The organism is Pseudoalteromonas sp. ABV4_021, assembly GCF_056159365.1.
The window spans coordinates 1,228,963-1,243,787 of record NZ_JBSWVB010000002.1 but is presented as its reverse complement, the minus strand read 5'-3'; the positions used below and the strand labels follow the sequence as shown (position 1 = coordinate 1,243,787).

Below are 14,825 nucleotides of genomic sequence, written 5' to 3'. Positions count from 1 at the left end.
TTGATTTGACTTTAGGCAAGCGAAACGCTTGCCACCAATAATCGTTACGGATTTGCAATAACCGCGTTATCAATACGATAAACTGCACCTTCGCCCGTTCCCCACTCTGGGAATATCATAACTACATCGATAGCACTGATATCTAAGCCGCGACTAAATAGCTCTTGCATCGTGAAGGTATACGTTTGCCACTCGCCTGTGCGCGGCGTCTCGCCTTCTAGACTGGCTGATAGTGGTAATTCAACGGCAGTTGATACATCACCAGACTCAATTTTAAATAACCACTGAGTATCTGGATTAATCGGCATATCAACCACTTTCATTTCAAAGCGAACTACACCCGTTTCAAGTAAGTTAGCGGCATCAAAATACACACCATCTTCGGCAAAAAAGCCCATCACCGTTGGCTGTGCGCCAATTACGTACTGTGCTACCGTGCCATGTGCATCATCATCTTGTTCCTCAGTCGGTGTAGAACCACCACAGCAATCCCAAATGCGCCAATTATCAGCAACGGTATTCATAAATAAAGTGAGTTCACCGCCCGCAGGTTTTGTCGCTGTTGGGTCGTAAATCTTTGCATTATCAACACGGTAAGTTGCACCTTCGCCAGTGCCCCAGGCAGGGAAAATCATCACCACGTCAATCGCGCTCACATCAAGACCTTTCGACACTAACGTTTTAATTCGGAATGTGTACGTTTGCCATTGCCCTGTGGTTGGCGTCGCGCCTTCAATTGAGTCAGTAATGGGAAATTCAACTGCACTCGCTGCATTATCGGATTCTAGTTTGATAACCCATGATGCATCTGGGCTTAGCGGCGCATCTACTACTTTCATTTCAAAGCTCAGTACACCATTTTCAATAATTGTTGATGCATCGAAAGGTTTATCGCTACCGCCATTTGCTGAGCGGGTAATGAAGCCCATTACTGTTGGACTTGCACCAATTTTAAATTCAGCAACTAAACCATGAGCATCGTCGTCAAGTTCTTCCGTCGGCGTTGAGCCACCACAACAGTCCCACATCGGCCAATCAGGGTTTTCACCATCAGCAAACAGTACTAACTCTGGTGAGGTGCTTGGCGCGCCGATTTGTACTTCGTCAACAAGGTATTCAGCGCCTTCACCTGTGCCCCATGCTGGGAAAATCATAATTACATCTAAAGCGCTAATATCCATTCCGGCCTCAACCAGCACGCTTATTGGAAAAGTATAGTCTTGCCATTGACCAACAACTGGGTCAACACCTTCAACGCTGGTATTAAGTGGCACTTCGTAGGCGGTGCTTGCACCAACACTTTCAATTTTAAACATCCAGGTTGCATCTGGATTACTTGGTGCACTGATCACTTTCATTTTAAAACTAACAGATCCCGTTTCAATCACACCTGAGGCGTCAAACGGTGATGCCTTACCTTCAGCATCAGTAATAAATTCATCGCGCGAAATAAAACCATTTACTGTTGGCTGATTGCCCACAGTAAACTGCATTACGTCACCACGCTCTTCATCAATCACAATGCTAGGCGTTGAGCCACCACAACAATCCCATGCAGGCCAGTTATGGTTGAGTACGCCATCAAAAATCATCACATTTGTATTGCCACCAACGGGGGGTAATGTCGGCGTTGGCGCTGCACCTTCAACGAGTGCATCATCTAACTTATCATAACCTGGACGTACCGTTTCACAGCCTTTACCAGCATCTGGATTTGCTGCACATTCGTATACACGTACATAGTCAATTTCAAAGCTGTTGCCGTTTGCAAATGCTGCTTCATCAATACCAAGTTCGTTTACATTTTCAGGCCAATCACCACCTACAGCAAAATTTAAAATCATGTAAAATTGCTGATCGTACGGTGCGCTTGTCCAAAACGTTTTTAACTCACCGGTTACTTGATCAAAATATTCAGTAAACCAACCTTTGTGCGCAAGTCCTACCGCTTCACCTTTACTGTTATAGCGCACCTCAGACTGGCGCTGTGTTGCGTAAAGATAGTTATCAACATACCAACGAATTTCACCTTCTTGCCATTCAATAGCGTAGTCATGGAAATCGTCAGCGGGATTCATACCATCGGGTAGCAAGTAGGCTTTGCCTGAACTTGCATTGTTAGGCCATTCTCGACCGTAGTGGAGCGTGCCATGCACATAGGCCTCGGGTTGCCCCTCAGCGGTGTTTGCTTTTAGGTTGACCGACTCAACAATGTCAATTTCACCCGAACGCGGCCAACCACCGTAAACCTCATCGGTTGGCATCATCCAAAACGCAGGCCATGCGCCTTGCCCAGCTGGGAGTTTCGCACGCATTTCAAAACGGCCATATTTAAAATCAGCTTTGTAGCGAGTATTTAAACGCGCTGAGGTATAAGGCTTTTCACTTCCTTCTGGGGCGGGTTTTGCCACTATATGCAACATGCCATCCGCTACAAATGAATTTTCATCACTGTCGGTATAGCACTGCTTTTCGTTGTTGCCACCACCGGCACAATTTACTTCATGACGCCACTTGTTGGCATCAATGCTGGTACCGTCAAATTCATCATTCCAAACCATTACCCAGTCACTTACCGGCTGACTTGGGTCAACCTTAGTAAGATCTGTATCCGTGTTGGTACTACCACCACAGCCCGTTAAAGCTATTGCCGATAATCCCAACGCATAGGAAGCTATATGTCTCGCTGCGTGTTTCATGATCTTCGCCCCGATAGAGGATTTTATTTTTAATATAGTTAGTTGTCGTACACTTTGTAAAAACAAATGTAAGCGCTTTCATTTTTAGTTAAAAATAAAAGCACGTAAATGTAAGCGCTTTCATTTAAATTAAGTCACTGCGCACAAAAGATCAAATTTTTTTACAATTAAGTTAAACAAAACACCTCTTTTAGTGCATTTTCTTCATCGATCTTTTAGCTCAAGATCAGTATTTAAACGGTCAAAAATAAGGCAAATATTATGAAAGATGAATGACGTGGAATTAAAGAAACCTGCTATTTACTGATACCTAACACAATAAAGCACTATTTAATCAATATGTTGTGTTTAATAAATTAATGCAATCGTATGTAATGCTTTTCAGCTTGTTTTATATTGTATACTTTAGCGTTTTAATATTAAAAATTACAAAAAACTGACAACATATTAAAGGAAATAACATTGAGCTCACCTAACCCAATTAATCAAACCGCTCAGGTTGATGTTGGCAACACCTCAAACACTCAGTTTGCACTCGTTGCGTTAACCAGCCTCTTCTTTATGTGGGGCTTTATTACTTGTCTTAATGACATTTTAATTCCCTACTTAAAAGAAGCCTTTACCCTTAATTACACCCAAGCAATGCTTATTCAATTTTGCTTTTTTAGTGCCTATTTTATTATCTCGCTACCTGCCGGTAAGTTAGTTGGCAAAATCGGTTATCAAAAAGGCATTGTCGCTGGTTTAAGTATTGCCTGTGTAGGCTGTTTGTTGTTTTATCCCGTGGCAACTTCTGGCATCTATGCGCTTTTCTTAATGGCGCTATTTGTATTAGCAAGTGGTATTACGATTTTACAAGTGTCAGCTAACCCTTATGTCAGCGCACTCGGCGCCCCTAAAACAGCACCGTCTCGTTTAACATTAACGCAGGCATTTAACTCATTAGGTACCACCGTAGCGCCATTATTTGGGGCCGCATTGTTTTTCTCAGCTGATAGCGCTAATCAAAGTCATGACGGTACCGCCGTACAGCTACCCTATTTAATTTTAGCCGCATCGTTATTGGTATTAGCGCTTATCTTTTTAGTATTAAAGTTACCTAAAATCGCGAATCAAGAAACGCCTCAAGTTACTCAAGGCTCTGCATGGCAACACAAGCATTTAGTGCTCGGTGCTATTGGTATTTTTGTCTATGTCGGTGCTGAAGTGGCGATTGGCAGTACCTTAATCAATTACATTTCAAGTGCCAGTGCAACGCAGATGACTGAAGCCACCGCTGCTAAATACATCGCTTATTATTGGGGTGGTGCTATGGTTGGTCGCTTTATTGGCGCTGCCGTGATGCAAAAAATATCTGGTGGTAAAGTATTAGCCTTTAATGCGGCCCTTGCTATCGTTCTGATTGTGGTATCAATGTTAAGTTCTGGCCCTATCGCGATGTGGACCATGCTCGCTGTCGGTTTATGTAACTCTATTATGTTCCCAACTATTTTTAGCCTTGCGATTAACAACTTAAAAGAGCACACCTCGCAAGGCTCTGGCATTTTATGTTTAGCCATCGTCGGCGGTGCCATCATCCCTGTGTTCCAAGGTATCGCGGCCGATACCATTGGTTTAACACTTTCATTTATTATTCCTGCCGTATGTTACGTCTTTATCGTATTCTACGGGGTGAAAGGACATAAAACAGACACTTAAGAGGTCAAGAATCCAGTACTTTAAAGGCCACATAATGTGGCCTTTTTAAACTCTGTTTTTAGTGAAGCGTACTTATTTGCTCACCTGGGAATATCTCTTCTTGTAATTGACCTTGTTTAATGACTGACTTTCCGTTAACGATAACGTATTCAAAGCCAACAGAAGGCAAGCTATTGGTGCCTGCTTCATAGCCTGCGGTGCCATTAACTGTTTTAGGGTTAAACAAAGTCAAATCAGCAAAAGCGCCGGCTTGAATTCGACCTCGTAGCTTCATTGAAGGAACAAAAGTCTCTAAAAACTTTGCTTGTAAATAAGCTGTCTTTGCAATAATTTGCGGCATGGTCAAACTGCCATCATCAATTGCTAGGCGAAGATATGTGCCAAATGTGCCTGCACTTCTTGGGTGACCAAGTCCTTGTCCAAAAGCTGCATCAAACGGCAAAAACTCACCATTTTTATCAACTAACGGCATACCATCACTCGCAATAATAACGTCAGGATGAAGTACAGCAGCTAACATATCCTTTTGTTTAATATGTTCCATCAGGAAAAAGCCATCAGAGCGCTCTTTTCTATACTTATCAAATGTTTCTTTTGTTAATGTCTCGCCTGTTTCAACCCAAATAAGATCGCTATAGTCCATACCAGTGCGTTGCTGCCACCCTTCAGACAAAATTTCAGTACCAATAAATGAAGAGCCTTTTAAATAAGGAAATGCTTCCGCTAAAATTTTAGCCCCTTTAGCATTTGCAGAATTAATCATATCTAGCGCAGTTGCAGTATCCGCGAGCGCATTTGTTGGCACGTGATGCAATAACAAAGGAACATCATATGCCATTGCTAATGCGATAAATTCCTGCTGTCCTAATACTCCGCTAGGGGTCGTATTGCTCAAAAATCGTGGATGTGTTGTAAGAAAGCTTGATTCTTCTGCGGCAATTTTTGCGATACGGGCAATACCATCGCTATTAGCATTTGGGTAGTAACCTACCATTACACCAATTCCAATCCCCCCCTCTGCAATGCCTTTTTTAATGAGTTCATCAATTTTAACTAACTGTTCTTGTGTTGCTATATTAGATGCCCATTTATTCCCTGTTTTCGTTGCCTTTTCAAGCGCATGGGTCATCATTGGGCTACCATCCGAACGCACTTTATCCATTGCCAATAGCCTCGCGGAAGCATGACTCACAGAAGTGCCATAGTTGGTAAGGGAAATCCCCTCTTTTGATTTAAAATATTGAGAAACCGGCAAAGCGCCCGCCTCTAAATCCATTTGAGTAGTTCGCCCATCAAATACACCTACTTTCTCACTGTATGGATCTTGACCATGGGCATGTAAATCAATAAATCCAGGAGCAGCAATTAAACCTTCCGCATTTATCGTTGTTTTGCCTTCAATATTTTCACGGGTAACAATTGCTATTTTTTTACCTGTAATACCTATATTAGTTGTTTTATCCAACCCTGAAGCAGGATCCACCACCCGCGCATCTTTGATCACTAAATCATACGTTTTTGCAAAGCCTATGCTTGAGTAAAATACGTTAATAAACAGTATTGTTAAAAATACAACCAATGAGCGTTTCATCATCTTTCCTTTTTTGTATTTGTAAACAGCGACTAATAAGTTCTGAAGAAAATAACAAATCTCCGAACTGTTGGGCTTTTTATAGCGTAACAATTTTGCATACGCTTTAAACCATTGATTTTATCATTAACGCTGAAACAGCATGTTGCGCTTGGTCATATAAATTCCATTTAGACTGCTTTCATGATGTATAACAACAGTATTTTCATTTACCCACTAAATCAAAGCCAAAAAGTTGACTGCTCTTGTAAATATTAACCACCTAATCAAAGCGATAGCAATTCTAATGCGCAAAGCCCATATAATTAAAGGCATACAGAGCTAATTTAAAAATGTTATTTAGCTTGGTTTGAAAAATGCATACAAATAAAAAACCCAAACTGTATCGAACCAATTTAAAAAGTTAGCACCATGAACAAACAAGCAAATATAGTGTATGTATTAAGTGGTTACGCAAAATGCGCAACAACGAGTAATGAAAAGTACAAACTAGGTAATAAACACTCTATCGGCCTGTTAACTACCGATAAAAACTATCAAGAAAATATCAAACAGCATAAAAGCTTTATTAAGCAAAAAGGCTGGGAATCAATTATGTTTTGCATGGTGGAAGAAGTCGAAGATATTAACTCGCTATCCAATAGTGTATTGATTTCGAGCTTTAATCGCGCGCAAAAAAATGGCCAGTCTCTTGTGGTAAACGACCAGGCCATTACAGTGCATTAAACCCTCAAACTTCAGTAAGACGTTAATGCTTACGATAGTGAGAGCTTTAAGTTTTAGTAACTTTTAGCGCTCGCGTGTTGCGATATAGCTACGCTCGCGCTAACCACTCTTGTTGCATTACATCGTAAATTTCAAAACCGAGTGGAAATAAAATCTCACAGGCATCTTGTAACATCTCAAAAACCAATTCTTGTTTGTCGGCGCTTTCACCGACCGATACAAGAAGTTGGTTTTGACTAAATGTAAACCCTACAATCCCAGATGAGAACACTTTGCTATATGCGTATTCACCTTCAAATGGCACATACTCGCTTTTTATGTAACCATAATTTTGTAATTTCAATTCTACCTTTTCAGCGATATGCGCAGGTACAAATGATGATTTATCTAATACTTGCTTTTCGAATACTGCAAACAACTCGTAGCCAACCGTTCCCGGTGAAAAAACAGGATCTGTTCTACGATGAGCAGCAATTACTAAGTCAACGTTAGTGTGAACCATTGGTCTACGCCAGTGAGTAGCTGGTAATATAGAGTCGCCAATATCCCGAACCAACTTGCCAACTTCAAAGCAAATTCTGTATTTTGTTTGCCTTTTTTTAAGGTAATCTTTATATGAATACTTTTCGACCGTTAGGGTAACAAAATCAAGACGCAATAAAACCTCTGCGATATAGCTTATGTATCCCTCAATCTCGTCGTCAGTAAAATCCAATTTAAATGCTTTAGGCAAAAGATACGTGTTTATCAAATATTCCTCGAAGTTAAAGAGGCTCTGCTTGGAATAGTCCCAAACAGTTACATCAGCAAAACGAGAACTCGTTATAAATTTCTGAGCCAAATTCGCTGTATTTGCAATGATTGTCTCAGCTTCTTTTTTTGTATCGTATGAGTTGATACGTGATATCAATGTAATGCTCCCTGCTTATTTATCTTTAAAATTCCCACAAAGGTTTAAATTTTTCACGTCTTGCCGTAGGCATCAAGAACATCTTGGAATGGCTTAGAAGTTTCGTTATTACAACGTGTCGCAATATGCGACGCTTGCGCCAGTGGCGCTAACGAAAGCGAGGTAATAACGATGCTGTAAAACTGAGGAAATTATCTTTAGGCTTTAACATAAAACGGCTCTCCATCTTGCGATAGAGTAACTTTATGAAAGAAACCTTAAATGAAACTTAAGAAATAAACTTTTCGTAAAGCACGTAATTTAATGAACTGAAATTAAGTGAGTTTTTAATTTTGCATTTATAAAAAGCAAAAGTACCGCTTAGTTAAAGCGATACTTTTGACGGTTTGGCTAAAATATACGAGCCCACCAGCAGCTTGATGCTGCCCACAACACAGGCAACCCAAGTTGCAGGCGAAAGTACCAACAAAACACAAAAGCTAACTGCCATACCAAGCAATGCCATAATTTTCGCTTTGAACGGGATAACACGATATTGCTGCCATAATTGCAGCGTATGACCAAAACGTGGATGGTGCAGTAGCTTTTGTGCAAGCTTAGGAGAGGCTCTGGTAAAGCACGCTAAAGCGAGAATAAAAAATACCGTTGTTGGCATAACCGGCAGTGCCATTCCAATCATGCCAAGGGCGACAAACACGTATCCCAATACAAATAACAGGCTATTTTTATACGTCACTAAAGCGGCTTTTAAGGTCATGAGTAAACGTGCGCCTGAAAAATTTGAAAGCGGCTAAAAGCTTGGCGTGCGCCATTAATTAGCGCACTTTCTTGCGCGTCATTAAGCTCAATCGTATCAATTACATTTACCAGCTCGCGCCACGCACTGCCGCGCCCAGCACCTGGCCCCGCTAAATAACGGGCGCCATTGTCTGCGCTTACGGGTAATTTTGCCTGCGCTTGTTTACCCAGCATGGCAGCGCCCACTTTTGAGCCTTCCACTACATATAACCAGCCTAACGCGGTGGCAAAATCGGTTGAATCACTGATTTCAGGTGCCAAAAAGGTGCGTGGCAACTCAGCTGCTAAATCAGCAAAGTCTTGCTCTAGCATGCTTAAACGACGGCGAGAGATTAAATCGTTAATAAGCTCGCTAAGCTCTCTATGCTCGTACAATGCGCTTACATCTTTTAAGAAATAATACTGCAAAGATAAAAACGCTAAATAACTTTGATTATTGGCAAAAGGGTTGTGTGCCATAATGCTTTTATCAACATTATCATGCACATCTGCGGTGGCGGCTTTTAAATTTTGTGCACGCGAAAATGACGAAGTGACGGTGGTCATAACTGCTCCGAAAAAGTAAAAATAAGTATCCAATAGCGCAGCAATGCGCTATTGGGCATAAAAGGTGTTTATGTTTATAACTTTGCTTCTAAGCTAATGGTGATGGTTTGCCCAGGCTCCGGCATAGCCACAATTGAACCGGTTGATACCTTGTATTGATCCGTTAAGTTGGTAACGGATAAATTACTTTTTATGCTGTCGCTAATTGCGTAGCTTAGGTAGAAGTCAAGCTGATAACCTGCAGGAATATATTCCAATGTATTTACCGCAGTACCTGCTAAAAAGCCGCCTGGATGATGTTTTTCAGAATGCTTTTTATAGGTAAACCCTAAATCAAGGGTATCGTCTAACAAGCGAGTGCCGATATTCGCAATGTAGTTTTTATCGGCAGGAATTCTGAGCGGTGTTAAACTGCCCGAAAACCCAGTATCGTTACATTTATCAACCCCTTCTGCGTTCGCAATTAGGCTTGAGCACATTTCAACATTGGCGTATTTGGTGTAGCTAAACTTGCCGTAGAGCCAATCACTTTGGTAGTTAAAGCCAAGCTCGGTACCCGGTAATTCAAATGAGTCGTAATTTGTAAATGAAAAGGTTTGATCCCACGACTGCGCATCTGGCTTTTTACTCGGTAAAAAGCCCGTTGCTAGCATGTCTTTGATATTGGTGTAAAAGTATTCAGCCGAAAGCACTAATTTATCGCCTTTAAACACCACGTCGCTAAACTCACTTTCTATACCAATATCATAAGATTGGGTGTTTTCAGCTTTAACTGGGTAATCTGGCGAGTATGAGAATACCTCATTTGAAACCGTTGACTCGTAAAGGTTTGGCATACGATACGCATTACTGTATTTGGCTTTTAAGCTTGTGTTATTAAACACACTTACTCGCGCTTGCAGTGTCGTATCCGTTTTTGCGTCAAACTTAAGGGTTTCGCCCGTTTGATAATCATCATTAGTTGAATCATGGTGATTAATATTTAAGGTGAGCTCCACAGGCGCTAAATCGATTTGCGCATTAGTAAATAACGCGCGCTTAACTTGCTTTCCGTGGCGCGATGTTGCCTTGTACTTGTGATCTTCCGGTAGCCAGTCTTTTTTGAAGTTATCTAACCAATTTTTATGTGGCGCCAACTTCTCTTCTTGCCACGAAAGCCCATAGGTAAATACTATTGGCATGTTGGCAATTGAAAAATAAGAGGCATTAAGTGCGCTTGCACCAACACGGGTGTTTTCGTAGCGGTGGAAATACTGCCCTGCATTCTCACCCAAGTTACTGCCTAACGCATTGTATTGTTGCAATTTAGCGCTAGTTCTCCACACGTTCACGGTTAGGTCTACGTACGGGTTATTGTTAGGCAAATAATGATATAACGCGCTAGCACTGTTAACTTTGGCTGTGCCTGGCTCCCATTGTGGCATGGTTTCAACACCCTCTGGTATTTCTTCTTGATGCCACTGTTTATCGCCATTTGCATCCACTTCCTGCCAAAATTTAGTATCGCCTGCGCGCTGCTTATACCAATACGATGCAAGCATTTCGCCTGCCACTTGCTGATGCAAACGCGTGTTCACTTCCAGCGAATGCTCTTTTGTAAAATCATACGTAAACTTTGCTAAATAGGAGTCACTTTCAAAGCTGGTATTAACCACTTCACCATTTTTATTAACCGGTGGCGGAATAAAAACATCATATGGCTCATCAACATATTTTGTCGGGTCTTCTTTTGATGGCACCCAGCGAATGTATTCTTTTACCTCTACAAATTCTTCAAAGCCGTTTTTACCCGCAAAGTAGTTGCCAACTTCCTTTTTGCTATAAGCCACTACGGCTTGTAATTTATCGCCTTTAAATGCACCAGCGAGTGATACACCGCCGCCGTTAAAATCGAGCGTATCAATGCCATTAGTTACTTCGTAATAGCTTTGCAGGCCAAAGTTCTCTGGCACTTGAGGGGTTTTATTGTTGTTATGAGTTTTTAACTTAACTAACGCGCCAAATGTTTCGCCACTTTTTAAAATATCATGCACACCCAAAGTGCGAATATTCACTGTACCGCCAATGGCACCTGAGCTGTAAGGTGATGCTTTGCTTGACGATCCTTTTTCAATATCTATGGTGCTGATTAAGTCTGAATCGATATAACTGCGATCAGCCGAGCCCATATAGCCACGGTTGGTATGGGTTGATTGCAAGCTGCCATCAATAAAAATTGGCACACGCCCTTCGCCGTGAACACCGCGAATACCAATATCTAACGCGCCCGCTTCGTTACGAATATTATTCGCCTCAATGCCTGAAAACGTTGAAAAAATATCTGAATTAGACAGACCACTTGAGCGCTCAATTTCACTGCGGTGCATTTGCAGCTTATTGCCCGTTACCGTGATCACTTCCATATTGGCTTTGCTTGGTTCGGCCTTTGATTTTTGAGTTTTTAGGTCGCCTTTAGATTGTAAAGCATCGCCAGTTGTTTTAATCACAATATTGTTATTCACAATCTGTGCGCTTAGCTGGCTTTGTGCCAAGGTGATTTCAAGTGCGGTAAGCAAGCTAAGCTCGCCAGTAAGCGCTGGCGCTTTTAATCCCGTAAGCAACTTAGCGTCGGCAATCAAATTCATATTCGCTTTTTCAGCCAAAGTGGTAAGGGTGTAAACCAGTGGCTGCTCAGCAAGGTTAAATTGATAAACTGACGCGCTGCTATTTGCCATGGTTGGTAGCGAAAAGCCAAGCCCTAGTGCAAATGCAAGCGGCGTCAGTTTAGTTTTGATTGGCGAGTAAGTACTCATTGTGTCATCCGTATTTAATTTTCTTAGTTATGAAAACGAATGAGAATGAGAATCCCTCAATAAAAAATACTATTTTTTTGCATTTATTTTTTAGAGCTAATAACTATTTGATTATTAATAATTTTAGCCTCAACTGCTAACGCATGTGGCAACAAATTAACAAACTCGTCCAGCTCAGATGCAGAAAAAACGCCCGATAAACGTAACTGCTCAGCGTGTGCATCAGTAAAAATAACGTCGCGATTGTGATAACGCTTAAATGTGTGTAAGACATTTACCAAAGGCTCATTATTAAACACCAAGCGCCCTTGTTGCCACGCCCCAACATTGGCATGTGCCATGGCGTCACGCTTTATAGTGTTAGCATTAATGAGTGCAACTTCACCCTGACTAAGCACCACATTATGTTCCCCCATTTGCACTGCCACTTTGCCATGTGCCACCGCAACACGAACCTGATTTGCTTTTTTATCTACCGAGAAACGCGTGCCCAGTACGGTTATTTTAGTATTGCCAGCATTAACAACAAACGGCCGTGCTTTATCACTTTCAACATCGAATAGCACCCGCCCAGAGGTAAGCTGTGAAAGTCGCTGCTTATTATTAAACGCCAGCGACAACTGTGTTTTTGCATCTAAGATGATATGTGAATCATCAGGCAAGGTATATTTTAGCAATTCACCGCGTGTTGATTGATATTCCGCTACAAAGGTCTGCTGCGACAACATATTTGGCACTAATTGATAACTCAGTACGCTTATCATCAAAAGCGCACAACATGCGGCAATGGCACGGTAGTTTTTGAGCCAAACTCTGCTTTCAGTAGTAGGTGTATTTTCGCTTTGTGGCTTTAGCAGTGTTGTTGCGGTGCTCTCAGTAGTAAGTTCACTTTCGTTAAATTGCGCTAGCAGCGCATCAACTTGCTTGCTTTCTTGATAAGCGGTTTGATGCGCTTCACATGCATTAAGCCAATCTTTAAATTCTGCACGCTGGTCTGCATTAAAACCCAATTTTTCGAGTTCAATGTATTTGTTAGCTTGCGCTTGTATTGCGAGTGTTTGACGGTTCATTCTGCAGTTTCTCTTATTATTTTTTTAGTGCATCACGACACGCTAACATGGCAGTTGCTAGGTGTTTTTCCACCATGCTTACAGAAATGTCCATCTGCTCTGCAATTTGTGGCTGCGTTAAGTTTTTAAATTTATATAAAACAAAAGCTTGTTTTGTTTTGAGCGGTAAAGCATCGATGCAGCGCTGTAGTACTGCAAGCTGTTGCTGCGCTGTTACCACAGTTTCAGGCTCAAAATTAGCAGGGGCGACAAGCTCAACCTCATCTGGCTGCGCAATACTTTTACTGTTGCGATATTGGTCTATCACAATGTTTTTAGCGGCTCTAAAAAATAACGCACGCGCATGTGTTTTATCTTGCTGAGGGTAGTTTTGATTATGACTTAATAGACGGGTATAGGCTTCTTGCACTATGTTTTGCGCTTTGTCTTTACAGCCAACAGAACGCGAAATATAGCCCAACACCTCTGAATAATACCGTTCCACAATATGCTCGACAGAATTTAAAAGGTGCGCATGCTAGCACGCAACAGTGCAATTGGAAACAATTCTTAGTTAGATTTGAGTTTTTCATCAACTGTTCGTTTGAAAGTTAGACAAAGGTTTAAATAAACATAATAAGATCTATGTAACAGAGGATTTAAGCAAAAAATGTACACTGTAGGGTTAAATGGGTATGCCCTTGGCTGGAATGTAAGTACCAATCATCAAAATGAAAAGTTCTATCAACATGGAGGCGGTATTGATGGCTTTGTGAGCTATATTCTGCGCTCAGAAGACAGTGGTTACTTTGTTGCCGTGCTTGCCAATGAAGAACAATTTCCTTCAGGAAACTTAGCTAATAATATTATGAGTTTAGTGGCTGTAATTGACGTGTTTAGGGCCAAAAACCATTGGCCCTATTACTTTCCCAGTACCATTTGATTCATATTTTTACCGCCAAGAAACTGTTTTCGTGGGGTATAATTAATCCAGTTTGTTTGTTTTATTATCTTATTTTGATCGTTAAATTGGTGAACAATCACAAATAACCATGGTCCTAATACTTGTTTATTGTATTTAAATTGATTGAAGTAGCCTTGCGTAATAGCTGTGTTACCTTCAATCACTTGCTTGGTAAGTATTAATATTGGTTTATCATCCAATACTTCAAATTGCCCATTATCCCAAGCAAAAAAAGCGGCAATTTCTTTTTTATTATTGAGAGTATTACCGTAAATAATATCGTCTAATTGGGCATTATCATCATAAAAGTCCATGAAGCGTTGGAAGTCTGTGCGCTGACTATACACACGGTAGTAATCCTCTAGCACGTTTTGCAACTGATGTTGTTTATTTTCCGTCATAGTACAGCCATAAAGTGAAAGCGTACTGGTAACTATAAGCAACACCCTACAGAAAATATTTGGCATTAGATCTCCTGCCTCGTAAAAAGCTATATTCAAAAGATAGAAATTATTGTCACAACCTAGGTTTATATCACGCTTTATTTATTTTCTACAAAGTAACAATCTAGAGCGAAATGTAAGTAGCGTAAGTTTTTAAACGTCTAACCCTTTAATCCTCTATAAAATTTAATAAAATATATTCAAGTACCATGCGTATTATCTGTGATTAAAGGAATATCATGTTTATTGGAGAATTTAGCAAACGAGTTGGCACTACCACGAAAACCGTTCGTTATTATGAAGCGATAGGGTTATTACCCGAAGCAAAACGCCAAGGCCGGTATCGCGTGTATGACGAACGCTACATTGAAACTGTAAAGCAAATTCGCTTGGCACAGTCTCTTGGTTTTTCACTTAATCAAATAAAACAATTATGCCAAGGCGCAAATATTAATTATGGTTTGCCAAAACACGTATTATTAACCGCGCTAAGCGAGCGTGAAGCACAGCTAAAAACACAAATCGCCAAGTGCCAACAACAACTCAACGAGATAAAAAGCTTTAATCTCTTACTCGAAAATTCTAACTGCGCTTAATTAACCGTTGACT

At 41.0% G+C, this 14,825-nt stretch carries 13 protein-coding genes; 4 read left to right on the top strand and 9 right to left on the bottom strand.

What is annotated here, in order from left to right:
- Positions 1-44: 44 nt before the first annotated feature.
- Positions 45-2,699, bottom strand: coding sequence for a family 16 glycosylhydrolase (locus ACXAFE_RS19800; RefSeq protein ID WP_475156920.1), 2,655 nt, complete (start codon positions 2,697-2,699; stop codon positions 45-47).
- Between the two features lie 462 nt (positions 2,700-3,161).
- Between ACXAFE_RS19800 and ACXAFE_RS19795 the strand changes: the two genes are divergently transcribed.
- Positions 3,162-4,397: a sugar MFS transporter gene (locus ACXAFE_RS19795; RefSeq protein WP_475156916.1), complete on the top strand. Its 1,236-nt coding sequence runs from the start codon at positions 3,162-3,164 to the stop codon at positions 4,395-4,397.
- Positions 4,398-4,455: 58 nt separating this feature from the next.
- On the opposite strand, the gene ACXAFE_RS19790 is transcribed toward ACXAFE_RS19795, so the two are convergent.
- Positions 4,456-5,988, bottom strand: coding sequence for an amidohydrolase family protein (locus ACXAFE_RS19790; protein WP_475156913.1), 1,533 nt, complete (start codon positions 5,986-5,988; stop codon positions 4,456-4,458).
- A 411-nt stretch (positions 5,989-6,399) separates the two neighbouring features.
- Here ACXAFE_RS19790 and ACXAFE_RS19785 point away from each other — a divergent pair, with 411 nt between their 5' ends.
- The gene (locus tag ACXAFE_RS19785) at positions 6,400-6,714 is read left to right on the top strand and encodes a hypothetical protein (protein ID WP_138634356.1); all 315 of its coding nucleotides are present in this window, start codon (positions 6,400-6,402) and stop codon (positions 6,712-6,714) included.
- A gap of 88 nt (positions 6,715-6,802) precedes the next feature.
- Here the strand turns inward: ACXAFE_RS19785 and ACXAFE_RS19780 are convergent, their stop codons facing one another.
- The 6 genes from ACXAFE_RS19780 to ACXAFE_RS19755 all read right to left on the bottom strand — a co-directional run bounded on the left by ACXAFE_RS19780 (position 6,803) and on the right by ACXAFE_RS19755 (position 13,314).
- The gene (locus ACXAFE_RS19780; protein ID WP_475156911.1) at positions 6,803-7,624 is read right to left on the bottom strand and encodes a hypothetical protein; all 822 of its coding nucleotides are present in this window, start codon (positions 7,622-7,624) and stop codon (positions 6,803-6,805) included.
- A gap of 364 nt (positions 7,625-7,988) precedes the next feature.
- A complete protein-coding gene (locus ACXAFE_RS19775; protein ID WP_475156907.1) occupies positions 7,989-8,381 on the bottom strand; it encodes a YbaN family protein in 393 nt (130 codons plus the stop codon).
- On the bottom strand, positions 8,378-8,968 hold the full coding sequence (locus tag ACXAFE_RS19770; RefSeq protein WP_475156904.1) for a biliverdin-producing heme oxygenase: 591 nt from the start codon (positions 8,966-8,968) through the stop codon (positions 8,378-8,380). Before ACXAFE_RS19770 ends, ACXAFE_RS19775 begins: the two co-directional genes overlap by 4 nt.
- 74 nt (positions 8,969-9,042) lie before the next feature.
- The gene (locus tag ACXAFE_RS19765; RefSeq protein ID WP_475156901.1) at positions 9,043-11,760 is read right to left on the bottom strand and encodes a TonB-dependent receptor; all 2,718 of its coding nucleotides are present in this window, start codon (positions 11,758-11,760) and stop codon (positions 9,043-9,045) included.
- Between the two features lie 83 nt (positions 11,761-11,843).
- Positions 11,844-12,830 (bottom strand): FecR family protein, encoded by a 987-nt coding sequence (locus ACXAFE_RS19760; RefSeq protein WP_475156899.1) that lies wholly within the window; start codon positions 12,828-12,830, stop codon positions 11,844-11,846.
- Positions 12,831-12,846: 16 nt separating this feature from the next.
- Positions 12,847-13,314 (bottom strand): RNA polymerase sigma factor, encoded by a 468-nt coding sequence (locus ACXAFE_RS19755; protein WP_475156893.1) that lies wholly within the window; start codon positions 13,312-13,314, stop codon positions 12,847-12,849.
- 165 nt (positions 13,315-13,479) lie between these two features.
- Between ACXAFE_RS19755 and ACXAFE_RS19750 the strand changes: the two genes are divergently transcribed.
- Positions 13,480-13,752: a hypothetical protein gene (locus tag ACXAFE_RS19750; protein ID WP_475156891.1), complete on the top strand. Its 273-nt coding sequence runs from the start codon at positions 13,480-13,482 to the stop codon at positions 13,750-13,752.
- On the opposite strand, the gene ACXAFE_RS19745 is transcribed toward ACXAFE_RS19750, so the two are convergent.
- On the bottom strand, positions 13,731-14,240 hold the full coding sequence (locus ACXAFE_RS19745) for a nuclear transport factor 2 family protein (protein ID WP_475156889.1): 510 nt from the start codon (positions 14,238-14,240) through the stop codon (positions 13,731-13,733). The two genes, ACXAFE_RS19750 and ACXAFE_RS19745, sit on opposite strands and share 22 nt — an antisense overlap.
- A gap of 215 nt (positions 14,241-14,455) precedes the next feature.
- On the opposite strand from ACXAFE_RS19745, the gene ACXAFE_RS19740 reads away from it, so the two are divergent.
- A complete protein-coding gene (locus tag ACXAFE_RS19740) occupies positions 14,456-14,812 on the top strand; it encodes a MerR family transcriptional regulator (protein WP_475156887.1) in 357 nt (118 codons plus the stop codon).
- Positions 14,813-14,825: the final 13 nt, after the last annotated feature.

Coding starts and splice junctions, on each gene's coding strand:
- ACXAFE_RS19745 (WP_475156889.1), bottom strand. CDS start 14,240: ATGCCAAATATTTTCTGTAGGGTGTTGCTTATAGTTACCAGTACGCTT.
- ACXAFE_RS19775 (WP_475156907.1), bottom strand. CDS start 8,381: ATGACCTTAAAAGCCGCTTTAGTGACGTATAAAAATAGCCTGTTATTT.
- ACXAFE_RS19750 (WP_475156891.1), top strand. CDS start 13,480: ATGTACACTGTAGGGTTAAATGGGTATGCCCTTGGCTGGAATGTAAGT.
- ACXAFE_RS19800 (WP_475156920.1), bottom strand. CDS start 2,699: ATGAAACACGCAGCGAGACATATAGCTTCCTATGCGTTGGGATTATCG.
- ACXAFE_RS19765 (WP_475156901.1), bottom strand. CDS start 11,760: ATGAGTACTTACTCGCCAATCAAAACTAAACTGACGCCGCTTGCATTT.
- ACXAFE_RS19740 (WP_475156887.1), top strand. CDS start 14,456: ATGTTTATTGGAGAATTTAGCAAACGAGTTGGCACTACCACGAAAACC.
- ACXAFE_RS19790 (WP_475156913.1), bottom strand. CDS start 5,988: ATGAAACGCTCATTGGTTGTATTTTTAACAATACTGTTTATTAACGTA.
- ACXAFE_RS19770 (WP_475156904.1), bottom strand. CDS start 8,968: ATGACCACCGTCACTTCGTCATTTTCGCGTGCACAAAATTTAAAAGCC.
- ACXAFE_RS19785 (WP_138634356.1), top strand. CDS start 6,400: ATGAACAAACAAGCAAATATAGTGTATGTATTAAGTGGTTACGCAAAA.
- ACXAFE_RS19760 (WP_475156899.1), bottom strand. CDS start 12,830: ATGAACCGTCAAACACTCGCAATACAAGCGCAAGCTAACAAATACATT.